Raw genomic sequence first — 21,530 nt, forward strand, 5'->3', positions numbered from 1 at the left:
AGGATCAACGCGTCACAGGAGTCACACGCATGATTACCACCCAGCTCGACCCATCGGGACAGGTTCTGACCCTAACTTCCCCCAACGGTACATTTCGCTTTCACGCCATGTGGCTGCGCGACAATTCCTGGGATCCCGAGACCCGCGCGTCTGGCAATGGTCAACGCTTACTGTCGTTGGGCGAACTGCCTGCCGACACGCATATGACCAACGCCTCAGTCAGTGGCGGCCAAATAACCATTAACTTCGCGCCGGAAGGTAAGGCCATCACCTATGATACGAGCTGGCTGATCGAAAACGCGTATGACCGCCCCGTTCCATCGGAACGCGGTTGGCTTGGCGAAGGCGTCGAGACATGGGATTCTGGTCTGATGGGTCATGTGCCGCTTGGAGACTTCTCGCAGCTGTCCACCGATCCGAGCGCACTCGCCGCGTGGCTGGCGCAGGTCACGCGCTATGGGTTCGGCAAGGTCGTGAACGGACCGGTCGAGGATGGTGCGCTATTCAAAGTAGTGGATCTGTTTGGTTATGTGCGTGAGACCAACTATGGCCGCCATTTCGAAGTGCGGACCGAGGTGAACCCAACAAACCTTGCCTTCACGGGGCTTGGGCTTCAGGCGCATACGGACAACCCCTACCGTGATCCGGTGCCTTCGGTTCAGGTGCTCTATTGCTTGGAAAGCTCGGCCGCAGGCGGCGAGAATATGGTCGTGGACGGCTTTGCCGCTGCGCGCTGCTTACGCGAAGAAGACCCAGCCGCGTTCGACATCCTTGCCGATCACTGCGCGCGGTTCGAATATGCCGGTGAAGAAGGTGTCTGTCTGCAATCACGCCGCCCAATGATCGAACTTGCCCCGGATGGCGAGATCATCGGCGTACGTTTCAACAACCGCTCTTTGGCGGCAGTGACAGACGTGCCCTTTGACCAAATGCCAGACTACTATGCCGCCTATCGTCGTTTGGGCGAGATCATCGACGACCCTGCGATGGAAGTTACCTTCCGGCTCGAGCCCGGAGAGGGCTTTGTTGTCGACAACACACGCGTACTGCATGCGCGCAAGGGGTATTCCGGTGAAGGCACGCGCTGGCTTCAGGGCTGCTATTCTGACAAGGACGGGATGCGCTCTACCTACGCAGCCCTGTCGCGGTCGCTTAATCAGGAGGCCGCCGAATGAAGCCGAAAGTCGAGGCGCTAACCCCGGACAATATCGTCGCGTTCATCGGAGGTATTTTCGACCGTCGTGGTGATGAGGAATACCTGGGTGAAGATGTGACCATGGCCGAACACATGCTTCAAGGCGCCACCATCGCCGAGCAGAACGGTCAAAGCAAAGAGATCATCGTGGGTGCCCTTTTGCACGACATCGGGCATTTCACGTCCGAGTTCGGAACATATCACCCGGACGACACTGAGGACCGTCATCACGAAGACGCCGGTGCCGAGGTGTTGGAGCAGTTCTTCCCAAGCGTCATCACAGATTGTGTGAGGTATCACGTGGCGGCAAAACGCTATCTTTGTGCAACCAAGCCGTCATACTTTGACCGTCTCAGCGCGGCCTCTGTGCACACTTTAGAGCTTCAGGGCGGTCCGATGAACGCAGAGGAAGTTGCCGCATTCGAAAAGAACCCAAACCTGAAACAGATCATTGCCGTTCGCTATCTGGACGAAGCTGGCAAGCGCGTAGGGATGGAGACGCCTGATTACTGGCATTTTGCACCCATGGTCCAGCGCATGGTTGATCGACACCTAGCGATATAACGCCAATGCGTGGGCAAAGCGTTGCGCTGCCCGCACAAAGTCGCTGATGCATAACTTTGAACTTGTGATGAAAGTTAATATTTGCTTTGAAACACACAACTTATTGTTGAGAGGTCAATATGTGCGTCAAATGCGGTAACTTATATCATGTAGACGATGGTGAAACCGGCTCTATTGGCGCTGGCGCCGGGGCTGGAGGGGTCGCAGCGTCTCTGCCAACATACTCTACCAGCCAGGTTGCCAACTATCTGACCCACGGTTTTTGGGGTGGGTCGTCGCGAAAATTCGATGTGTCGGCCGGTGGGACGCTCACCTATTCCCTTGTTGGGCTAGAAGCGGCAGGTGAATGGTTCGTTGAGAAGGCGTTGGAAACCTGGAGCGCCGTGACTGGAATTAACTTTGTCGAGATCGCCGGGACCGGCGGAGACATCCTTTTTAAGGATAATGAAGCTGGCGCTTTCAACCGTTCAAGCGTAAGTGGCGGAACCATCACCAAGTCGACGGTAAATGTTAATCCAAACTGGTATTCCGGCGATGAATACGACCTGCACAGCTATTCCCATCAGACCTATGTGCATGAAATCGGGCACGCGTTGGGGTTGGGACACGCTGGCGACTATAATGGGTCAGGCAACTTTTACGCAGACGCGCATTACACCAATGACAGTTGGCAAATGTCGGTCATGTCTTACTTCAGCCAAACTGGAAATCCATATATTAATGCTACTGGGGCTTATGTTCTTACACCAATGGTGGCTGATATTTTGGCAATCCAACGTTTGTATGGCACGCCGACTGACGTGAACGATGGCAACACTGTCTGGGGCTATGGTTCGAACGCTCAGGGGCCTGCATCGGAATTTACATCGCTTGCCGGAAGCTCTGTGGGTGTCGCGATGACCGTTTTTGACAGCGGTGGTGAAGATACATTTGATTTTTCCAGTAGCGGATACCGTCAGAAGATCGACCTGCGGCAGCAAAAGATATCAGATGTCTTGGGTTATAAGGGCAATCTGATTGTGGCAGCTGGAACCACGATTGAAAACGCGCACGGCGGATCTGGCGACGACGTTATATACGGCAATTGGGTCGACAACACTCTGGTTGGGAACAACGGCAATGACAGACTGATCGGCGGGTCAGGCAACGACACTTTGGTAGGCGGGAATGGCCGTGACAGGCTGGAAGGCGGGTCTGGAACAGACTATGCAGACTATTCTGTCGAAACGACCGCAGTGACAGTGAACCTTTTAGCGAACACAGGTTATAGAGCCGCGTATGGTGATACCTTTTTCAGCGTCGAAGGTGTCTATGGCGGCTCTGCCAGCGACTCGATCAAGGGCAACAATATCGGCAACAGGCTTTATGGCAACGATGGTGATGACACGCTAGTCGGACGTCAAGGCTGGGACCGGCTGTATGGTGATGAAGGCAATGACCGGCTGATGGGCGGGAACGGCTCTGATCGCTTGTATGGAGGCCAAGGCAATGATCGGCTGACCGGCGGAAACGACAATGATCGTTTCTACTATGATGACGGCGTTGATCGCATTACGGATTTCAATGACAATCAAAATGACCGGATCTTCATTGATCAGGACGACGTTCCAACGGGCATGAGCGTTTGGCAGCTGATGAGAAATAAAGCCACGGTTACCAATGGTGATGTTCACATTGATCTGGGTGGAGGCGACAAGCTGATCATCGAAGATGTGTCCAATAAAATGGGTCTTGTCGACGATATAACCTTCTACTGATCACGCCACTGGTGGATGAATGGTGACCGGTTCGGCAAAGCAGAACTCTTCAAGGTTCGCTCCATCTCCGATCCGGTCGACCACTGCATAAAGACCTTGTGCGGCAATGGGGGCCAAGACCCCGTGCCAAGTGCCTTTGTGCAGATTGATGGCCTGATCTGGTCGCATTACAAAGGCTTGTGGGGTACCGGGTACCCCGTCCTCGTCTTGGCAAACAGTCACCAGCAAGGGCACGCCGTTCATGGGAATGAACGCCTGTGATCCCAGCGGGTGACGTTCAACAAGATCCAGCGCATAGGGAAAGCCGCGTGCCTTTCCATCAAACAAGCTGATCCCAGCACGACCCTCACCGAATTCCAAGTGGGCCAGATCGTGATGCCGTTGGCACATCCCGGCATTAATTGTCAGGCTTTCACGGTCTGCCAGCTCAAGCACATCACCGAATGGCGCGAAGGCCTCGGCGGTCAACGGGGAAGCGGTGATCTCGGTCATGGCAACACGTCCGCAAGGCGGAACTCGGCGATGCGTTCGACCTGGCGGCAGGCTTCCGCAAACTCAGTCTCACGGTCGTTGCCGATCCGGCGGTGGAAGGCTGCCATGATTGATGCTTTGTCGTGGTCCCGCACCGCGATGATGAAGGGGAAACCGTGTTGAGCCACATAGTCGGTGTTCAACTGGGTAAAGACGGCGCGTTCCTCATCGGTTAGCAGATCAAGGCCAGCACCGGCTTGTTCTGACGTGCTTTCCGCCGTCAGTTTGCCGGCCGAGGCCAGTTTGCCCGCAAGATCAGGGTGCGCTTTCAGGACGTCCAGACGCTCGCCCTCGGACCCATTTCGGAAGGCACGACAAAGCGCGCTGTGAACGCCAGCCGCGCTGTCGTGGGCGGGACCGAGTTCCAGATCAAAGGCACGTTCAGCGACCCAAGGCGAATGTTCGAAGATGCTGCCGTACAGATCGACGAAGCGTGCCTGATCCATCTGGCTGGGGCGCTCAAAGCGGGCAGGGGGATGCGTGGCGGCCCAATGCTGGGCCACCTCGACCCTGCGGGGACACCAAACGCTTTCATGGGCCTGTACGTGCTCTATGAAGCGTTTAAGGCCTGCGATCTTGCCGGGACGTCCCACAAGACGGCAATGCAGCCCGACAGTCATCATCGCGGGCTGTCCGGCCTCTCCTTCGGCGTAAAGTGTATCGAATGCGTCGATCAGGTAACGACCGAAATCGTCGCCTGTGACCCAACCAGGGGCGGTGGCGAAGCGCATGTCGTTGGCTTCGAGTGTGTAGGGGATGATCAGCTGGTCATGTGATCCTATTTCGGCCCAATAGGGCAGGTCGTCGTCATAGGTGTCCGAGATGTAGTCAAAGCCGCCCTGTTCTGTGACCAGCCGCACAGTGTTGGAGGAACAGCGCCCGGTGTACCAGCCACGCGGAGGCTCGCCCACGACTTCGGTGTGCAGGCGGATGGCTTCGGCGATAGCGGCGCGTTCGTCCACCTCGGCCATGTCTTTGTGTTCGACCCACTTCAGGCCGTGCGAGGCGATCTCCCATCCAGCGGACTTCATCGCGGCCACCTGATCGGGGCTGCGGGCAAGGGCGGTTGCGACGCCGTAAATGGTCAGCGGAATGCCCGCGCCGGTAAACAGTCGATGCAGACGCCAAAACCCGGCCCGTGCGCCGTATTCGTAAATCGATTCCATGTTCCAATGGCGCTGTCCCTGCCACTGAGCGGCACCGGGAATGTCGGACAAGAACGCCTCGGAGGCAGCATCGCCATGCAGCACGCAATTCTCGCCACCTTCTTCGTAGTTCAGCACAAACTGAACAGCGACCTTGGCGTTGCCCGGCCATTGCGGGTGCGGTGGATTGGGGCCGTAGCCGCGCATATCACGGGTGTATCTTCTCACGTTGACCTCTTTGCGACCTGTTTGGTTCTAACAGTTATAAGCGAAAGGACAGAGGGGTCACGAGGAATCAGTTTAGGGGGCAAAGGATAAACGCGTTCTTGTGACGAAATCGGACCCGATGGCGTGGTCCCTCAGATGAATGAGGGTGAGTTTCGCCAAACAGAAACTTGTGCGAAGGTTGGATGAACAATGAATGGCGGCATTGAGCCCTACTAACCGATGCTGCAGTCTGTTTCAATGTCCGCTGCTGTGAGAGATTGACATTGCACTTGTCAATATGACAAGTATATTGACAATATGAAAGCAGAACACCTTCATCGACTCGTTTGGATGTCACGCCCATTAATGCAGGCCGCAGAAGCCAGCGTTGAAGCTGGTTTGGTCGGAACCACCCTTACAGTTCGGATGCGCGCGGTATTGGAAATACTGCACAGATACGGAGAGCAGACCGTCCCTGAAATCGCGGCACGGCTCGAAATCAAACGACAATACGTCCAAGTCATGTGCAACGAAACGCTGGCTTCCGGTTTCGTTGAGCAACGCGCAAACCCACGCCACAAACGCTCGCCTTTTCTAGCGTTGACCGATCACGGTCAAACCCTCATCGAAGAGATTTTATCAAAGGAAATGAAGCTGATGGAGGAGGTTGGTGCGAGCCTAAGCAGTGAAGAAATTTCTACAGCGCTTGAAGTCGTCCGTGCAGTGGTGGACAGCTTGAAAAACCAGGCAGGAGAAAGAGCATGACTTTCGGTTATGTCTTGGGCGCTGCAATCCTCCTCCCCTTAATCTGGCTCGGCAACGGAGTAAGGCGTATCGGTTCGGTAAGTGCCGGAGAAACGATACCGGACCGCACTGGATCGGCTCTTCTGTTGATTGACCTACAGTCAGTATTCTGGGAACGCGGCCCTTACTCGGATGCTGCAAAAGAGTTTGCTGCAGCAAAGATCCTTGAGGAAGTAGAAGCCGCGCGAGCCCAAAACCATCCTGTTATTGCCGTCTGTCAGGAATGGTCGATCCCTTCCACGAAGGTAGTGGCGCGCCTGACCATGAAAGGGCAGGCAGTCGAAGGCAGTTACGGGACAGAACTTGCAGAGCTATTCTTGTCACTCCCTGATCATGTCATTGTAAAGCGCGTACAGGACGCGTTTGAAACCGGCGAACTCGATACCCTATTGGAGCGCCTTGACGTTGGCAAACTGCATCTCGCCGGTTTGGACCTCAATTACTGCGTGCAAAAGACAGCGCTGGCTGCCAGAAACCGAGGCTATGGCGTCACTGTTGTGAAGGACGGAACTCTCTCAACCGCACCGACGGAAAGCGCTGAGAAGCAAATGTCTTCAGCGGGTGTGGCCGTTAGTTGAGCGGACATTGATCCTTCAAGCGAGAACGGCAACAAAGTCCGCAAAGCCGACTTCGCAATTCTCAGGGTTATTGTTTCACACTCGCCAAAAACCACTAGCCCAACCCTTTGCACCACTCCATACTGGCCTAACGACAATTTACCGGAGGCGCGAATGTCTGGATATCTCACCACCCATGTACTGGATACGGCAAAGGGATGCCCCGCCGAAGGCTTGCAGATCGACCTTTACCGGATCGAAGGCGAGACGCGTGCTTTGGTGCGATCGCTTGTAACCAATGATGATGGCCGCACGGATGAGCAAATATTGCCCGCGGGCGAGTTCGAGCTTGGCACATATGAGCTGGTGTTTCATGCGGGCGACTATCTGCGCGCGTCAGGACAAAATGGGGCGGAGCCCTTGTTTCTGGATCAAGTGCCTTTGCGCTTCGGTATGGCCGAGGCTGCGCATTATCACGTGCCGCTTCTGCTCAGCCCCTATGGGTATTCGACCTATCGCGGCAGCTGATAATTTTTTTGAAATTAAATGCTACAATTTCAGCATGTTGGCGAAATTCGCGACGTGCTGACGTCTGTCTGCGACCCATTTGCGCAGGTGCAATTGCTTGACTCGCACCCTTCTCATCTGACATTCAAATCTAGCGATCGGTTCCGTGTGTGCAGAAGCACCGCGGTAGTAATAGGGAATACGGTGAGGTGTAGCCATTAGGCGCCAAAACCGTGACTGCCCCCGCAACTGTGAGCGGCGAGCGAAGCTGAATATGCCACTGGGCCACGCCCGGGAAGGCCAGCCAAGCTAAGACCCGCGAGTCAGGAGACCTGCCGGACGCTGGGCATTAGCCCAACCTAACCGGACGCCGGGGTGAGCGTCTGGCCCGGCGGTCACCAGACCATCCGAGCCATTATCCCCGTTGTTCCTTCTTTAATGCAGGCATCCGTCTGTGTACCCAAAGAGGACGACATGAAAACTTGTCTACTGGCCGCTACTCTGGCCGCTTTCCTACCCGCTGCAGCGTCAGCGCATTTCCAATTGAACTACACCGAAGAAACGCTGATTGACCGACCCGGCGACGTGCCTATGGGGCTGGTCTTCTGGCATCCGTTTGAGAACGGCCATGTGATGGACATGGGCCAGCCTGTGGAATTCTTCATGGTCCATAACGGCGAAAAGGTTGATCTGTCGGATCGGCTTATACCGGCGACCTTCAAAGGTGCTACGAACGAGGCCGCCGCTTATACCGCTTCGGTTCCCGTTAAGCGCTCGGGCGACTATGTGGTCGTGACGGTGCCTGCGCCTTACTATGAGGAAAGCGAGGACATCTTCATCCAGCAGATCACCAAGGTCGTCCTGAACCGCAACACGCTGCCCACGGATTGGGATCAGCCGGTGGGTCTACCGACGGAAATCCTGCCGTTGAACAAGCCATACAACGTGGTCACTGGTTCGACGTTTTCGGGTGTGGTGCTGTCCGACGGCAAGCCCGTTCCGGGGGCCGAGATTGAGATTGAATACATGGCGGCCGAGCCTGATCTAAAGGCATTCTCGACCACGAACCCGACCGCCCAACCTATGGCTGGTGGCACGATTGTTGCCATCTCTGACCAGAATGGGATCTTCACCTTTGGCATCCCCAAGGCAGGCTATTGGGGCTTTGCGGCCCTTGGGTCCGGTCCCGCGAAGGAACATGAAGGCAAAGAGCTGTCCCAAGACGCTGTGATCTGGGTTCGAGCTGAGGATCTGAAGTGAGGGGGCCGTCATGCATATCGTAGACGGCGCTCTGTCTAACCCCGTGCTCATCGCCGGTGCTGCGCTTGCCGTGGGTGGTATCTCCATTGGCCTACGCAAACTGCCGTTGGAACGTATTCCAGCGGCAGGCGTCTTGTCTGCCAGCTTCTTTGTGGCGTCGCTGATCCACGTGCCCATTGGCCCAAGCTCGGTCCATCTGATCCTGAACGGATTGGCGGGGTTGGTGCTTGGCTGGGCCGCGTTCCCGGCGCTGTTTGTCGGGCTGCTTTTGCAGGCCGTGTTCTTCGGCTTCGGAGGACTGACCGTGTTGGGCGTGAATGCGATCAATATCGCGGGTCCTGCCGTGTTGGCTGGCCTGATCTTTGGACGTCTTGTCGCGCGGGGAACCCCGATGCAAGGCGCCATTTGGGGCGGCATTGGGGGCGGCTTTGCTATCGCGATGACCACGCTTGCCGTCGCATTTTCGCTGGGACTGTCTGGCGATGAATTCATTCCCGCCGCCAAGCTTGTCTTCCTTGCCCACATCCCGGTCATCGTGATCGAGGCTCTTTTGTCCGGCGCGGCCATCTATCTGGCGCGGCGCGTGAAACCAGAACTGTTCATAGGCGCGAAGGGGAGCTTGGCATGATCCGTGTTTTGATACTGATCGCAGCGCTTATCGCCCCCTTGCCCGCACTGGCTCACAACATCATCGCCAGCGTCTTTCCATCAGGTAGCGATATCGAAGGCGAGATCGGCATGTCCGACGGTTCCATGGCTGTCGACAAACTGGTTGAGGTCTTTGATGAAGCTGGCAACAAGCTGGGTGAAGCGAAGACCGATGGAGATGGTTTCTTCATCTACACGCCGACCCAACCGATCACGCATATCTTCCGATCCGACCTTGGTGCGGGGCATGTGGCTGAGGCAACGATGCCGGGTGCAGAAGTGGCGCAGTTGATGGGGCAGGCGGCGGCTGATGCTTCGGCCGGGGCGTCGGTTTTGGCTGGGGACCCTTCCTCCATGCCTGCGGCGTCTGCAGGGTTGTCGGATGAAACCCGCGCGCAGATTGCAACGATGCTTCGCAACGAGCTGCGACCGATCCGGCAGGAAATCACCGCGTTGAAAACCGAAACCAACTTCCAGTCCATTCTTGGTGGGATCGGCTATATTGTCGGCCTGTTCGGCTTGGGTTTCTACATCGCCGCACGACGCAAAATGGAGGGTGGTAAGTGACTTATGTCCTCACCTCTGACGACAAGCCGCTAACCGGCTTCGGGGCCCTTCGCGCGGCGGTGTCGTCGCTTGATCCCCGGATGCGAATTGTGATGACCGTGATCTATGCGATCACTGTCGTTGCGTTGGACGATCTGCGCGTGCTTTCCGGTGCACTTATTCTGTCCATGTGGCTTCTGGGGATCTCGGGCCTTCCGTTCCACAAGACGCTGAAACGCATGGCGATGATGGACGGGTTCATCATCTTCACGCTGGTGCTTTTGCCCTTCACAATGCCGGGCACGCCGATCTTCACCCTTTGGGGTTTTGACGCCACGTGGGAAGGTCTGTGGCGCGCGACCGAGATTGCGCTGACTGCAAATGCCGTCATTCTGGCTGTTATGACGCTGGTCGGATCGATGGAGCCTGTCACCATGGGACATGCGCTTTTCGCCCTGAAAACACCGGAACGGCTGGTGCATCTGATGATGTTCACCATCCGCTATATCGACGTCCTCAGGGAAGAGTATTTGCGCCTTCGCACCTCGATGAAATTGCGCGGGTTTCGGCCCGGCACCAATTGGCACACCTATCGCAGCTATGGCTATTTGGTAGGGATGATGCTTGTGCGTGCGATCGAGCGGTCCGAGCGTATTTTGGCAGCTATGAAATGCCGGGGGTTCTCGGGGCGCATCGTTCTGCTGGAAGAGTTCCGGCTGACCCGCACGGACCTGCTGTTCGCCGTGGCGCTAAGCGTCGCGCTGGCCGCCCTTGTCTGGGCCGAGGTTACTTATGCCGCTTATTGAGCTGACGGACATCCACTTTGCCTACCCGACGCTGGACCCTGTTCTTGAAGGCGCGTCAATGCGGCTAGAGGCAGGCGATCGGCTGTCGCTTGTCGGTCCAAACGGCGCAGGCAAATCCACGCTTTTGAAGATCATCATGGGTCTGCTGGTACCGACCCAAGGGGTGATCATGGCGTTCGGAAAACCGCGCACCGAAGAAGCAGATTTTCACGAGCTGCGCCGTCGCATCGGCTTTGTGTTTCAAGATGCGGATGATCAGCTTTTTTGCCCCACAGTGGCAGAGGACGTTGCCTTTGGTCCGCTCAACCTAGGCAAGTCCAAGGATGAAGCCTTGGCCATCGTGGATGACGTGTTGGGGCGGCTTGGATTAATGCATCTGCGCGACCGGGTGACCCACAAGCTGTCCGGGGGCGAGAAACGTCTGGTGACGCTTGCAACGGTGCTGGCAATGGAGCCTGAAGTGCTGATCCTTGATGAGCCAACCAATGCTCTGGATCCTGACAATTATGCGCGTCTGGTCGAGATCCTGAAGGGGCTGGATCAAGCCATCCTGCTGGTCAGCCATGACCCGGAATTCCGCGCCGAGATCGCGCCCACAGGGTATCGGTTAGAGAACCGGGCGCTGGTGCGCCTTTAGCCCTTACCAAGTGTAATAACCGGACCACCGGCAGCCTCGGCATCTTCCCGATCATGGGTCACAAGCAGCACCGGCAAGGCCCGCGCTTTGGCGTGGTCAAAGACCAATCGGCGAACCTGCCCACGAAGCTCTGCGTCCAGACCAGAAAATGGTTCGTCCAACAGCAGTGCGTGAGGGTCGGACAGAAGCATGCGCATCAAAGCGACCCGTGCCCGCTGACCGCCTGAAAGGGTGGCCGGATCGCGGTCAGCGAAGCCTTCCAGGCCAACTTCTGCAAGGGCGGCGTCGATTTTGCCCCGCCGTTCGGATCGCGAGCCACCGGGCGCCAGCCCGAAGGCAAGGTTTGCACCGACATTTAAATGCGGAAACAGAAGAGCGTCTTGAAACAGGATGCCGACACAGCGTTCGTCCGGCGGCAGTGGCGTCAGATCGCGTCCGTTCAAGCGGATACGGCCAGAGCACGCGAAACTGTCGGCCAGCGTGCCAATGATCGCAGACAAAAGCGTGGATTTGCCCACACCTGACGGGCCCATGATGGTCAATACTTCGCCGGGGGCGACATGGGTGTCGATGGCAATCAGGCGCGCGCCTGATTGCTTGATTTCCACCTTATCCAGATGCAGCCCTTCAGCCATGCCTTAGCCCCTTTCGATTGCGCCATATCAGGGCGGGCAGTGCCAAGGCCAGCGCAAAGGGCACCAGTGCTGCGGCGGTCTGCATCAGGCCGAAGACCCCAATCGCACGGCGGTCCCCGCCAGAAGCGAGCGCGACGGCCTCGGTCGTCAGCGTCTCAAGCCGCCCGCCACCGATCAGCAACGTGGGCAAGTATTGCCCGACTGAGACTGCGACGCCGACTGCAATGGCGGTCAGCAGTGGCGCCAGCAGCATGGGTAGACGAATGCGCCAGAGAACGCGGTTTGGGCTCGCGCCAAGGGCGGCGGCAACAGTCGCTTGGCGGCGGTCCCAAGCCTTCCACGGACCTTCAAGCGATAGGCGCAGATAAGGTAGGACAAAGACCAGATGGGCGAAGGCGACGGGCGCGCGGCCCATATCCAACCCGAAATTCAGAAACAGGGTCTGAAGCCCCGGTAGGAAGGCAGTTTGCGGGACGATCAGAGGCAGATAGATCAGCCACATGCCACGCCCGGTCAGGCGCAGGTCGCGGCGTTCTTCGGTTTCAAGACAGCCGACGGTTAGAAGCATGCCGATTCCAACGGCGAGGGCGGCGATCAGGGCGGTTTCACCAAGGGCGTCCAAACTGCCCGCGCGATAGCGCATCCAACTGCGCATGGTGAATTGGTCGGGCAGAATGTCGGGGAAAGTCCAGAAGCCAGCAAAGGACCAGACGATTAGGCCCAGCAGCCCGAAGATCAGGGCAAGCGATGTGGCGGTGCCAAGGGTGAAGCCGATGACACGTAGGGGCAGGTCATGGTGGCCGCGACGGCCAGCCTCGATCCGACCACAGGCCAGGCGGGCGACCAGCTTTTCACCAAGGAACCACAGACCGACCGCGCCTATCACCAACGTCAGTTGCAGCAACGCAGCGGCAGCGGCTTGCAGGCGGAACGCGATGTCTGGGTCCGACATCCAACGCACGATTTGCACGGATAGGGTTGGGGGTGTGGATGGTCCAAGGATCACTGCTACATCGACCACCGACATGGACCATGTCAGCACCACCAGCACCGGTAGCCGGATGCGGGCATAAACTGCCGGGAAGATCGCGAACATCCAAGCCGAGATACGACCGTAACCCATGCTCTGGCTCAGTGCCATGCGGCGTGATCCGTCGATCTGGCCTAGGGCTGCGATGGACATGAGAAGGAGGAATGGCACCTCTTTCATCACCATGCCCGCGACCAAGGACAGCCCCCATGGGTCGTTCAGAATCAGAAGGTCCGGCGGTCGATCCCACCCCGTGAGCCATGGTGAAAACAGCCGTGCAATCCAGCCGGATGGGGCGATCAAAAAAGCCAGTCCGAAGGCTGCGGCGGCATGAGGGACAGACAGAAAGGGCGACAGCAGGCGTTCGAGAAGGCGAAACCCGCGCGTCCCGGCCCATCCTGCAAGGATCAGCGCCGTGATCGCCAGCGACAGTACCGCTGCCAAGATCCCTGTGACCAGCGACAGTCGGATCGCCGGACCAATGCCGGGCCAGTCAAACAGTGTACGGAATGCATCAAGATGGGCCCCGGATTGTCCTGCGGCGGGCAGGTGCCCAAATGCGGGCAGGATTGTTCCCCACAACCCAGCAACAAGTGGCCCTAGCAGCACAAGGACTGTCAGCGCCGGGAACAGAGGGAGGGAAGGGAAACGGACCATATCAGGGACGAATTTGCCCCGCACATGATGCGCGGGGCAAGTCTGTTATTGAACGCCGTAGCGGGATTGCCAGTCATCCGAGATGCGGGTCATCCAGCTGGGATGCGGTTCGTCCTGCACCGCGCCAAGTTGGGCGGGTGTCAGGGTCGCGATACCAAGATCGAGCGCATCGAAGCGCGCGCGGTCGTCATCGGACAGAGCAGCCATGTTCAGAACCGTGCCATAGCCCAGCACATTGGGGTCTTGGGCATTTGCCTGTGCCTCGGGCGACATCAGGAAATCGGCCAGAACCATCGCACCGGCTTTCGAACCCGAGTTATAGGGGATCGCCACGAAAGAGGCGTTGCCGATGGTGCCTTTGTCCAAAACGAAGGTGCGCACGGTGTCGGGCAGCTCAAAGTTGGCGATGGCAGTCGACGCTTCGGAAGGTGAGAAACTGATCGCCAGATCGACCTCACCATCATTCATCAGCTGGATTTGACGCGGGCCATTGGCCGGATAGGCACGACCTTCGCGCCAGAGCGTGGGAGTTAGCTCTTCAAGGAAGTTCCACAAAGGTGCTGTGACGGTCTCATAGCTGTCATCCGACACAGGGGCTGCAAGGGCAGAGGTATCCTCGGCCAGTTCAACCAGCATTTGTTTCAGGAAGGTGCTCCCCAGAAAATCTGGCGGCTGCGGATAGGTGAAGCGGCCGGGATGGGCCTTGGACCATTCAAGAATCGCGGCGGCCGATGGCAGCGGGGCGGGGATGTCCGCCGTGTCATACATGAACACGACCTGCGCCATTGCCCATGGTGCCTCAAACCCTTCGACGGGAACCGTGAAGTCAGTGCGCACAGTTTTGCCCTCGGCGTCCACGTATTGCCAGTTGGGCAGTTGTTCCGCGAAGGGACCAAACAGCAATCCAGCCTCTTTCATCGAGGCGAAGTTGGCGCCGTTAATCCAGATCATGTCGATCGCGCCGTCATCATCTTGACCGGCCTGCTTTTCGGACAGCACGCGGGTCACGGCATCGGCCGTGTCAGTCAGTTTCACGTGCTCCAACGTCACGCCGTAGCGGGTTTCGATCTGATCCCCTGCCCATTCGATGAACGCATTGGTGGTGGGTGAGCCGCCCCAAGCGTTCCAATAAACGGTCTGGCCTTTAGCGTCTTCTAAAACAGCGTCCCAATCGGACGGGTTGGGGTCTGCGACACTGGCAAGCGGCAACATGGTCGTTGCCAGCAAGCTGGCGGCAAAAGCAAGGTGTTTCATTCAGTCTCCTGTTGGTCGGATGAGGGTTGGCCAAATGCCTGATGCGCGCCGTAGACACGCAGGATGGCAGTGGCGAAGCAAAGAATGCCGAAGGCCCACGCGAGCGGCATAAAGAAACGGGGGGCAAGGCAGAGAAGGACGAAAAACACGATGGTTTCGGTCCCCTCTAGCAGCCCGTTTGAGTAATAAAGCGACTTCACCCCTTGGGCGCGAGTCTCCATCCCTTTTTTGGCGGCAAGGATGGCGTAGCCCAAAAAGCTGGCCCCATTCACGTAAAAGCTAAGAAGCAAGAACGCCCCTGCGATGCCATTGGTGGAAGGGTCAAAAAGGATAAAGCCGAAGGGGATTGCGCCGTAGAAAAAGAAATCAGACGCGATGTCTAAGTAGCCGCCGAAAGCGGTCTTTTGCGAAGCTCGTGCTACGGCCCCGTCCAGCCCGTCGGCAAGGCGCGATAGAAGGATTAGGATCAACCCCAAAGTAAAATACCCCATCGCAATTGCGACGGCCGCAGCGATCCCAACCATCAATCCAGCAAGCGTGACAGAGTTGGCCCCAACACCAACCCGTGCCAAGCCACGTCCAGCCATGTTCAACGGCGGGTCGATCAGTTTGCGTGCGTAAGCGTCTAACATGACGCAATCCTTTCCCTTCACCGATCTGTCGCGGTGTTCGGTTGATATCTGGACCAAATCTGCATCCAACGTCCATCCGCCAAACGAAAACGTGAGCAATCGTCATAGGTTCGACACGAAATAGCTTGGAGGTTCCAGCGTCTTGCGATTGAATAGGGCGTTCTCTGGAGGCCCGAATGACGAAACCGACCTATTACGTACCCGAGGGGGGGCTGCCCCCTCAAACGCAGCTGCTAACGGATCGTGCTGTATTCACGGATGCCTATGCGGTCATTCCTAAGGGTACTTTGTCAGATATCACGACATCGGCTTTGCCGCACTGGTCTGACGCGCGGTTTTGGGTGTTGGCGCGCCCACTTTCAGGGTTCGCTGAAACATTTTCACATTATATTGCCGAGGTCGCGCCGGGCGGTGGTAGCACCCGACCCGAAGATAACCCGCAAGCCCAGGCCGTGTTGTTCGTGGTCGAGGGGGAGGTATCCCTTTCGATCGATGGTATTGAACACAAGTTGGTCACGGGCGGCTACGCATTCCTACCGGCTGGTTGCCCTTGGACTTTGACGAACACCTCAGGTGCAGCGGCGAGCTTTCACTGGATCCGCAAAGCATACCAACCCGTCGATGGGGTGGACGCGCCCGAGCCATTTGTCACCAGTGACGTCGATCATGATCCGATCCCTATGCCCGGAACAGATGGCGCTTGGGCCACGACGCGTTTTGTCGATCCTTCCGACCTGCGTCACGATATGCATGTGAACATCGTGACGTTCCAGCCCGGCGGGGTCATCCCGTTTGCCGAAACCCATGTGATGGAGCACGGGCTTTATGTTCTTGAAGGCAAGGCGGTCTATCGATTGAACCAAGATTGGGTCGAGGTTGAAGCAGGCGATTACATGTGGCTTCGCGCCTTTTGCCCGCAAGCTTGTTATGCTGGCGGACCCGGTCCGTTCCGGTACCTTCTTTATAAGGACGTGAACCGACACATGCCGCTTGGGAAACTCTGATCACACAAAATTTGATCAAAATCTCAAAACTAACCCTTGAACCAAGCACGCATATCCCCTTCTGTGGGGGTAACATATGCGCGCGAAGGACACGTCATGGCACAGAAAATCCGCATTGGATTAAACGGTTTTGGCCGCATTGGTCGGTCGATCCTGCGCATCTTGGCCGCAGACTTCGGCCCGTTCGAAGTTGCGTTCATCAACGATATCGAAAGCTTGGATACCTGTGCCTACCTGTTCAAGTATGACAGCGTATTTGGCCCGTTTCCGGGTGAGGTTTCGGTTGGTGATCAGGTCCTTGTGATCAATGGACAGTCAATTCCATTTTACGACCGTTCCGACATCAGCACGATGGATCTTTCGGATGTGGATGTTGTGCTGGAATGCACGGGCATGGCCGGCAAACGCGCGGTCGCAGAGCGTGGGCTTGCTGCTGGCGCCCTTAATGTTCTGATATCTGGCCCGTCGTCCGAGGCGGATGTGACCGTTGTGCTGGGGGCAAACGAAGATCAGTTGGCGGGGCATCGGATCGTGTCGAACGCATCGTGCACAACCAACGCGCTGGCTCCTTTGTTGAAGTTTCTGGACGACAAGTTGGGCGTGATTGGTGGGCATATGACGACGGTTCATTGCTATACCGGCAGCCAACCCACTGTGGACAAGCCACGCGCAAATGCAGCGCGGTCCCGTGCCGCGGCGCTGTCGATGGTGCCGACAACAACCAGCGCCCACAAGCTGGTTGGGGACGTCTTGCCCCTGCTTGCAGGCAAGATCGAAGCCCGCGCAATCCGTGTGCCCACAGCCTCGGTTTCCTGTATCGATCTGACCGTGCGCTTGAGCTCTGAGGTCAGTGAAGCCCAAGCACGCGACCTTCTGCACAAGGGGGCCACGGGTCAAGTCCTTGGCTGGACAGATGAACCCCTTGTGTCGTCTGATCTGCGCATGCGGCCTGAAAGCCTTGTGATTTCCGGCCCCGAAACCTCCGTGTCAGAGGGCGGCTTGCTTAGGGTGTTTGGATGGTATGACAACGAATGGGGTTTTTCGCACCGGATGTTGGACGTCGCCCAATTGATGGCGCAGCGCTGATTTCTCGTGATGGTTTGTAGGGCGCGACGCCATTCATCACTTGCGTGTAATTAACGCGTCAAGGGCTGTTTCAGTCGGGAATCCCGTAAGGCTTCGACCCTTGGCGGACACTTCACCCGTTGCTAACATAGTCTTATGCGAACCCAGCGCTATTTTGCGCTATAGATGATTGTTTTGCCATGACTGAACCCGCACATCCAATGTCGGGCGGTGATGATGGCCTGACAGGAAAAACCCGCGACGAAGCGATTGAGCGTCTTTATGATGTGGCACTTGATCCATCACGATATGAAACGCTTCTGGATCTTTGGGAGTCAGCCCTGAAACCGCTACGCGAAGGCGTGGATTTATCCGCGCCTCGGCTGCTCGACGATCACACGATTTCAAGCCATTTCGACCGTGCTGGCGCGTTCCTGGATCGGTTAGACCAATCCAGCACGCAAGACCAATTGAATGCTGCCATTGCGCCTTTCGATAAAGTTGCGGCCTTTCTGTTGGATCAGAAGGGCAAGATCGCTGCGGTGAACGGCGCTGCCGAACAGGTGCTGGGCTTGGTGCTGGGCGATGACATCGCAAAGATGCGCGTGAACCCAGAGGATGTGGAAAGCATCCGGGTTGCCGCCCGCATACTGGTCACCGATGAAAGCGAAAACACCGCCGTCCTGCGTTTGCGTTCACGCGAGAAAGGACATTTTGTCGTCGTGCGCTTGCAAGAGGTCCACGTCGGGGACCGTGGTGCATATGTTCTTGCCGCGTCCTCTGAAGTCAGTTGCCCGGACGGGTTTGAGGACATTCTGAAACGTGCCTTTGATCTGACGGGCGCAGAAGCAAGCGTTGTACAAAGCTTGGTCGAATGCTGTTCGGTCAAAGAGATTGCCGAACAACGCGGACGTTCAGTTGATACGGTGCGCGCACAGATCAAATCCATTCTTTCCAAGACCGAAACGAAAAGCCAGATCGAGCTGGTGCGCTTGGCTCTTTCGGTAATGGACATGTCAAACCTGACGATCAAAGCAAATCCGGGGCCGCGCATTGTCAGCCGTGGGTATGCCACGCTTGAAGAACGCCCGTTTCAGACGTTGATCACGCCGGATGGGCGCCGGTTGGACTATCTGATCTTGGGGGATCCGGCAGGAAAGCCCGTTCTGTTCCTACCCTTGGACTATGGGTTGGTTCGGTGGCCAGCTTCGGCCGAGGCAGAAGCCCAAGCCCGTGGAATACGTGTGATTGTCCCGGTTCGTGCTGGATATGGACAGTCTGACATGGTGCCTGCATCAGTCGACTATGACGAAGCCGCAACCCGAGACACGCTTCAAATTCTAAGCGCTGAGGGCGTTCAACGTTGCCCTGTGATTTCGCTTGGTTCAGACAGCCATTATGCGTTTTCATTGGCCGAACATGACGAGGTAGAGCTGACGGCGATCATTGCCTGCGCAGGTGTTCTGCCAATGACCAAGCGCGTGCAATACGAGCGCATGGAGAAGTGGCACCGCTTCATCCTGGCGGGCGCGCGATATACGCCACACCTGTTGCCCTTTATGGTGAAGGCCGGGTTCTATCTTGCACGAAAAATCGGCAAACGCGGGTTTATCCATGCTGTCTATGGCAACAATCCTGCGGATGTAGAAACCTTTGAAACGCCTGAGGTTTTCGAAGCTATGGTCACTGGGTCAGAGACTGCGTTGACTGATAACCACTCATCTCATGAGGCGTTTTCGCGCATGGTGATGGGAGAGCAGCAAACCGATTGGTCCTTTAGGGTTCAAGCTCAGAAAGGTCGACTGCCAGTCATCTTCATGAACGGGGCACAAGATCACAGGTGCCTCTTGCCACTTTGGACGAGTTTCGTGCGGACTATGACTGGATTGATTTCCGTCTTTATGACGATGCCGGGCAACTTGTGTTCTTCCGCCACTGGAAAGATGTGCTGGACGAGGCTGAAAAACATCTGGGCTAATGCATTTTACCCCAACTTGGGTATGACGACGGGCCGGCCACCTCTTAATCTCATCTATATTGATATGAAGAGGTTTTTAAGTTGCCAGATATTCTCGAAATTTTTGCGGGATACCCATGGCTTCTCCAGGCCGGAGGGGTGATTGGATCAGCCATCTATGTGGGTGGGTTCGCAATGGTTCAATGTGGGTACACATGCGGCAATGGCGCTGGGTATTCGCTGTCCAAAATAGTGGCAGCGGTGCTTGTGCTGGCCAGTCTGATTGATGCGTTCAACCTGGGTGCTTTCCTGATTCAGGTCGGGTTCATTTTCTTTGGATTGGTTGGAATGCTTCGTCGCGGGGAAACACTACGTTTCACTTCGTCACGTCACCGGAAATTGCACCGGAGCGTGACGCGTTTTCCCGCGACCGAAGCTTCTTGATCGCGCTGTATGGATGCAAAGCGTTTCGGCACAATCAAGTGCCTCAAGTTTATACCGAAACGCTTTAGTTTGTGCTTTGCAAGTGTCTCAACCGGGGGTGGTTGTTGAGGGTTGTTCAAAGCATAAGTCATGGACGAAGTGGAGCGTCCATGTAAGTGCTCGGGGTCGTCATTTCCCGTTGACGATCCCGAGGCTCAAATCCATCTAAGTACCACAGAACGTTGTGTACGGCCCAAACCCGTCCGGGGCAGGCAAGGCATAGGCGTCGGCGTCCGGTTGTAGTTCGTAAGGCGCGCTTAGCACCTCAAGCAAACGATCAAACGGGGCCATATCCCCCTTAGCAGCAGCGCTTAGGGCTTCTTCGACTTTGTGATTGCGTGGGATGTAGATTGGATTGACGTCGTCCATCATCTGCGTGCGCGTTCGATCAGAGACTTCATCCTTAGCCAAGCGAAGTTGGTATCGACTAATCCAGTCTGAAACTGAGCTATCAGTTGTCGGCAGAACTCCCTGCAGCTTTGACGTCTCGCCTATTGCGACCGATGACAGGGCGCGGAAAGTCTGGGTGTAGTCGCTTTCGTTGGCCTGCATCAGACTGTGCAGATCGTTCGCCAGATCAAGATCATCATCATGTTCTGACATAAGTCCAAGTTTCCGGCGCATCCCATCCAACCAGTATTGTTGATACAGATCGGGGAACTCATCCAGCGCTTGGGTCAGCTGGCTGATAGCACCCTCTTGATCATCAGGGTTCACCAAAGCAACCAAGGTTTCGGCGAGCCGCGCCAAGTTCCAATGTGCCAGATTGGGCTGGTTCCCGAACGCATAGCGCCCTTGCCGGTCAATTGACGAAAACACCGCGTCAGGGCTGTAGGCATCGACAAAGGCGCAAGGGCCATAGTCGATTGTTTCGCCCGAGATCGTCATGTTGTCGGTGTTCATCACGCCATGAACAAAACCAACGTGAACCCATTGTGCGATCAGCTTTGCCTGACGTTCCTGGACTAGCCGGAAAAGCTCAAGGTAGGGGGAGTCTGCGTCGGCCGCATTAGGATAGTGGCGGGCAATGGCATAGTCGGCCAGCTTGCGAACACGGGCGTGATCCCCACGCGATGCGAAAAATTGGAACGTGCCAACCCGCAGATGTGAAGACGCCACGCGTGCCAAAACAGCGCCTTGTTCCGGGCCATCTTGACGAAGCACAGTTTCCCCTGTGGTCGATGCAGCCAATGCCCGCGTGGTTGGAATGCCAAGGGCGTGCATCGCTTCGCCCATAAGGTATTCGCGTAGCACTGGCCCCAGCACGGCTTTGCCATCCCCGCCGCGCGAAAATGGGGTTTTGCCGGACCCTTTCAGGTGGACGTCCCGGCGGTGACCGTTTCGGTCAATCACTTCACCGATCAGCAATGCGCGCCCATCACCAAGTTGCGCAGAGAACCCACCAAATTGATGCCCAGCATAGGCCATCGCGATCGAGGTGCCCCCGTCAGGTGTCCGCATCCCGGTCAGTTCTTGCGCCCCTTCGGGCGTCGAAAGGTGATCGGGATCAAGTCCAAGCTCATCCGCCAGTGGGCGGTTCAGACGAAGGACATGTGGTGCAGGCACTTGCGCGCCTTGCACCAACACATAGAAGCCCTCAAGCTCTCGGGCATAACTGTTGTCGAACTGGGGCTGTGATTTGGTCATAC

General features: G+C 56.8%; 22 protein-coding genes and 1 riboswitch. Of the genes, 15 read left to right on the forward strand and 7 right to left on the reverse strand.

The window, feature by feature from the left end; translation table 11 throughout:
• Positions 1–29: 29 nt before the first annotated feature.
• From tmpA to AC0L6A_RS02245, 3 genes are all read left to right on the forward strand, one after another.
• Positions 30–1,175 carry a 2-trimethylaminoethylphosphonate dioxygenase gene (gene tmpA, locus AC0L6A_RS02235; protein ID WP_473291926.1) on the forward strand — a complete coding sequence of 382 codons (1,146 nt, stop codon included), beginning with the start codon at positions 30–32 and terminating at the stop codon, positions 1,173–1,175.
• Positions 1,172–1,759: a (R)-1-hydroxy-2-trimethylaminoethylphosphonate oxygenase gene (gene tmpB, locus AC0L6A_RS02240; RefSeq protein WP_473291928.1), complete on the forward strand. Its 588-nt coding sequence runs from the start codon at positions 1,172–1,174 to the stop codon at positions 1,757–1,759. The genes tmpA and tmpB overlap by 4 nt, the downstream gene beginning before the upstream one ends.
• Before the next feature lie 119 nt (positions 1,760–1,878).
• Positions 1,879–3,516, forward strand: a complete 1,638-nt coding sequence (locus AC0L6A_RS02245) for a M10 family metallopeptidase (protein WP_473291929.1) — start codon at positions 1,879–1,881, stop codon at positions 3,514–3,516.
• On the opposite strand, the gene AC0L6A_RS02250 is transcribed toward AC0L6A_RS02245, so the two are convergent.
• Together AC0L6A_RS02250 and puuE are read right to left on the reverse strand one after the other, a co-directional pair.
• The gene (locus tag AC0L6A_RS02250; protein WP_473291930.1) at positions 3,517–4,008 is read right to left on the reverse strand and encodes an ureidoglycolate lyase; all 492 of its coding nucleotides are present in this window, start codon (positions 4,006–4,008) and stop codon (positions 3,517–3,519) included.
• On the reverse strand, positions 4,005–5,420 hold the full coding sequence (gene puuE / locus AC0L6A_RS02255) for an allantoinase PuuE (RefSeq protein WP_473291931.1): 1,416 nt from the start codon (positions 5,418–5,420) through the stop codon (positions 4,005–4,007). The genes AC0L6A_RS02250 and puuE overlap by 4 nt, the downstream gene beginning before the upstream one ends.
• 297 nt (positions 5,421–5,717) lie before the next feature.
• Here puuE and AC0L6A_RS02260 point away from each other — a divergent pair, with 297 nt between their 5' ends.
• The 8 genes from AC0L6A_RS02260 (at position 5,718) to AC0L6A_RS02295 (ending at position 11,164) form a co-directional block, all read left to right on the forward strand.
• Positions 5,718–6,164, forward strand: a complete 447-nt coding sequence (locus AC0L6A_RS02260) for a MarR family winged helix-turn-helix transcriptional regulator (protein ID WP_473291932.1) — start codon at positions 5,718–5,720, stop codon at positions 6,162–6,164.
• Complete coding sequence (locus tag AC0L6A_RS02265; protein ID WP_473291934.1) at positions 6,161–6,781, forward strand: cysteine hydrolase family protein; 621 nt, start codon at positions 6,161–6,163, stop codon at positions 6,779–6,781. The genes AC0L6A_RS02260 and AC0L6A_RS02265 overlap by 4 nt, the downstream gene beginning before the upstream one ends.
• A gap of 153 nt (positions 6,782–6,934) precedes the next feature.
• Positions 6,935–7,288, forward strand: coding sequence for a hydroxyisourate hydrolase (gene uraH, locus AC0L6A_RS02270; RefSeq protein WP_473291935.1), 354 nt, complete (start codon positions 6,935–6,937; stop codon positions 7,286–7,288).
• Between the two features lie 121 nt (positions 7,289–7,409).
• Positions 7,410–7,621: riboswitch (cobalamin riboswitch) on the forward strand.
• Positions 7,622–7,741: 120 nt separating this feature from the next.
• Positions 7,742–8,527 (forward strand): DUF4198 domain-containing protein, encoded by a 786-nt coding sequence (locus AC0L6A_RS02275; RefSeq protein WP_473291936.1) that lies wholly within the window; start codon positions 7,742–7,744, stop codon positions 8,525–8,527.
• 10 nt (positions 8,528–8,537) lie between these two features.
• Entirely contained in the window at positions 8,538–9,155 is a 618-nt protein-coding gene (gene cbiM / locus AC0L6A_RS02280; RefSeq protein ID WP_473291937.1) for a cobalt transporter CbiM, read from the forward strand.
• Positions 9,152–9,742, forward strand: coding sequence for a cobalt ABC transporter permease (locus AC0L6A_RS02285; protein ID WP_473291938.1), 591 nt, complete (start codon positions 9,152–9,154; stop codon positions 9,740–9,742). The genes cbiM and AC0L6A_RS02285 overlap by 4 nt, the downstream gene beginning before the upstream one ends.
• Positions 9,739–10,527, forward strand: coding sequence for a cobalt ECF transporter T component CbiQ (gene cbiQ / locus AC0L6A_RS02290; RefSeq protein ID WP_473291940.1), 789 nt, complete (start codon positions 9,739–9,741; stop codon positions 10,525–10,527). Before AC0L6A_RS02285 ends, cbiQ begins: the two co-directional genes overlap by 4 nt.
• Positions 10,514–11,164 (forward strand): energy-coupling factor ABC transporter ATP-binding protein, encoded by a 651-nt coding sequence (locus AC0L6A_RS02295; RefSeq protein WP_473291941.1) that lies wholly within the window; start codon positions 10,514–10,516, stop codon positions 11,162–11,164. Before cbiQ ends, AC0L6A_RS02295 begins: the two co-directional genes overlap by 14 nt.
• Here AC0L6A_RS02295 and AC0L6A_RS02300 read toward each other — a convergent pair.
• Genes AC0L6A_RS02300 through AC0L6A_RS02315 form a run of 4 tightly spaced genes read right to left on the reverse strand, consistent with a single transcriptional unit; the run spans position 11,161 to position 15,372 of the window.
• Positions 11,161–11,799 carry an ATP-binding cassette domain-containing protein gene (locus AC0L6A_RS02300; protein ID WP_473291942.1) on the reverse strand — a complete coding sequence of 213 codons (639 nt, stop codon included), beginning with the start codon at positions 11,797–11,799 and terminating at the stop codon, positions 11,161–11,163. The two genes, AC0L6A_RS02295 and AC0L6A_RS02300, sit on opposite strands and share 4 nt — an antisense overlap.
• Positions 11,792–13,486 carry an ABC transporter permease gene (locus tag AC0L6A_RS02305; RefSeq protein ID WP_473291944.1) on the reverse strand — a complete coding sequence of 565 codons (1,695 nt, stop codon included), beginning with the start codon at positions 13,484–13,486 and terminating at the stop codon, positions 11,792–11,794. Before AC0L6A_RS02305 ends, AC0L6A_RS02300 begins: the two co-directional genes overlap by 8 nt.
• Positions 13,487–13,531: 45 nt before the next feature.
• Complete coding sequence (locus AC0L6A_RS02310; RefSeq protein ID WP_473291945.1) at positions 13,532–14,740, reverse strand: ABC transporter substrate-binding protein; 1,209 nt, start codon at positions 14,738–14,740, stop codon at positions 13,532–13,534.
• Entirely contained in the window at positions 14,737–15,372 is a 636-nt protein-coding gene (locus AC0L6A_RS02315; RefSeq protein WP_473291947.1) for a CDP-alcohol phosphatidyltransferase family protein, read from the reverse strand. Before AC0L6A_RS02315 ends, AC0L6A_RS02310 begins: the two co-directional genes overlap by 4 nt.
• Before the next feature lie 176 nt (positions 15,373–15,548).
• Between AC0L6A_RS02315 and AC0L6A_RS02320 the strand changes: the two genes are divergently transcribed.
• From AC0L6A_RS02320 to AC0L6A_RS02335, 4 genes are all read left to right on the forward strand, one after another.
• Positions 15,549–16,376, forward strand: a complete 828-nt coding sequence (locus AC0L6A_RS02320; protein WP_473291949.1) for a bifunctional allantoicase/(S)-ureidoglycine aminohydrolase — start codon at positions 15,549–15,551, stop codon at positions 16,374–16,376.
• Positions 16,377–16,472: 96 nt separating this feature from the next.
• Positions 16,473–17,462: a type I glyceraldehyde-3-phosphate dehydrogenase gene (locus AC0L6A_RS02325; protein ID WP_473291950.1), complete on the forward strand. Its 990-nt coding sequence runs from the start codon at positions 16,473–16,475 to the stop codon at positions 17,460–17,462.
• Between the two features lie 179 nt (positions 17,463–17,641).
• On the forward strand, positions 17,642–19,561 hold the full coding sequence (locus tag AC0L6A_RS02330) for a bifunctional helix-turn-helix transcriptional regulator/alpha/beta hydrolase (RefSeq protein ID WP_473291951.1): 1,920 nt from the start codon (positions 17,642–17,644) through the stop codon (positions 19,559–19,561).
• On the forward strand, positions 19,558–19,842 hold the full coding sequence (locus tag AC0L6A_RS02335) for a CBU_0592 family membrane protein (RefSeq protein WP_473291952.1): 285 nt from the start codon (positions 19,558–19,560) through the stop codon (positions 19,840–19,842). The genes AC0L6A_RS02330 and AC0L6A_RS02335 overlap by 4 nt, the downstream gene beginning before the upstream one ends.
• A gap of 204 nt (positions 19,843–20,046) precedes the next feature.
• Here the strand turns inward: AC0L6A_RS02335 and AC0L6A_RS02340 are convergent, their stop codons facing one another.
• Complete coding sequence (locus AC0L6A_RS02340) at positions 20,047–21,528, reverse strand: protein adenylyltransferase SelO (RefSeq protein WP_473291953.1); 1,482 nt, start codon at positions 21,526–21,528, stop codon at positions 20,047–20,049.
• Positions 21,529–21,530: the final 2 nt, after the last annotated feature.

The sequence above is a fragment of the Aliiroseovarius sp. D2-2 genome (assembly GCF_055809455.1).

Coding starts and splice junctions, on each gene's coding strand:
- tmpA (WP_473291926.1), top strand. CDS start 30: ATGATTACCACCCAGCTCGACCCATCGGGACAGGTTCTGACCCTAACT.
- tmpB (WP_473291928.1), top strand. CDS start 1,172: ATGAAGCCGAAAGTCGAGGCGCTAACCCCGGACAATATCGTCGCGTTC.
- AC0L6A_RS02245 (WP_473291929.1), top strand. CDS start 1,879: ATGTGCGTCAAATGCGGTAACTTATATCATGTAGACGATGGTGAAACC.
- AC0L6A_RS02250 (WP_473291930.1), bottom strand. CDS start 4,008: ATGACCGAGATCACCGCTTCCCCGTTGACCGCCGAGGCCTTCGCGCCA.
- AC0L6A_RS02260 (WP_473291932.1), top strand. CDS start 5,718: ATGAAAGCAGAACACCTTCATCGACTCGTTTGGATGTCACGCCCATTA.
- AC0L6A_RS02265 (WP_473291934.1), top strand. CDS start 6,161: ATGACTTTCGGTTATGTCTTGGGCGCTGCAATCCTCCTCCCCTTAATC.
- uraH (WP_473291935.1), top strand. CDS start 6,935: ATGTCTGGATATCTCACCACCCATGTACTGGATACGGCAAAGGGATGC.
- AC0L6A_RS02275 (WP_473291936.1), top strand. CDS start 7,742: ATGAAAACTTGTCTACTGGCCGCTACTCTGGCCGCTTTCCTACCCGCT.
- cbiM (WP_473291937.1), top strand. CDS start 8,538: ATGCATATCGTAGACGGCGCTCTGTCTAACCCCGTGCTCATCGCCGGT.
- AC0L6A_RS02285 (WP_473291938.1), top strand. CDS start 9,152: ATGATCCGTGTTTTGATACTGATCGCAGCGCTTATCGCCCCCTTGCCC.
- AC0L6A_RS02295 (WP_473291941.1), top strand. CDS start 10,514: ATGCCGCTTATTGAGCTGACGGACATCCACTTTGCCTACCCGACGCTG.
- AC0L6A_RS02300 (WP_473291942.1), bottom strand. CDS start 11,799: ATGGCTGAAGGGCTGCATCTGGATAAGGTGGAAATCAAGCAATCAGGC.
- AC0L6A_RS02305 (WP_473291944.1), bottom strand. CDS start 13,486: ATGGTCCGTTTCCCTTCCCTCCCTCTGTTCCCGGCGCTGACAGTCCTT.
- AC0L6A_RS02310 (WP_473291945.1), bottom strand. CDS start 14,740: ATGAAACACCTTGCTTTTGCCGCCAGCTTGCTGGCAACGACCATGTTG.
- AC0L6A_RS02315 (WP_473291947.1), bottom strand. CDS start 15,372: ATGTTAGACGCTTACGCACGCAAACTGATCGACCCGCCGTTGAACATG.
- AC0L6A_RS02320 (WP_473291949.1), top strand. CDS start 15,549: ATGACGAAACCGACCTATTACGTACCCGAGGGGGGGCTGCCCCCTCAA.
- AC0L6A_RS02325 (WP_473291950.1), top strand. CDS start 16,473: ATGGCACAGAAAATCCGCATTGGATTAAACGGTTTTGGCCGCATTGGT.
- AC0L6A_RS02330 (WP_473291951.1), top strand. CDS start 17,642: ATGACTGAACCCGCACATCCAATGTCGGGCGGTGATGATGGCCTGACA.
- AC0L6A_RS02340 (WP_473291953.1), bottom strand. CDS start 21,528: ATGACCAAATCACAGCCCCAGTTCGACAACAGTTATGCCCGAGAGCTT.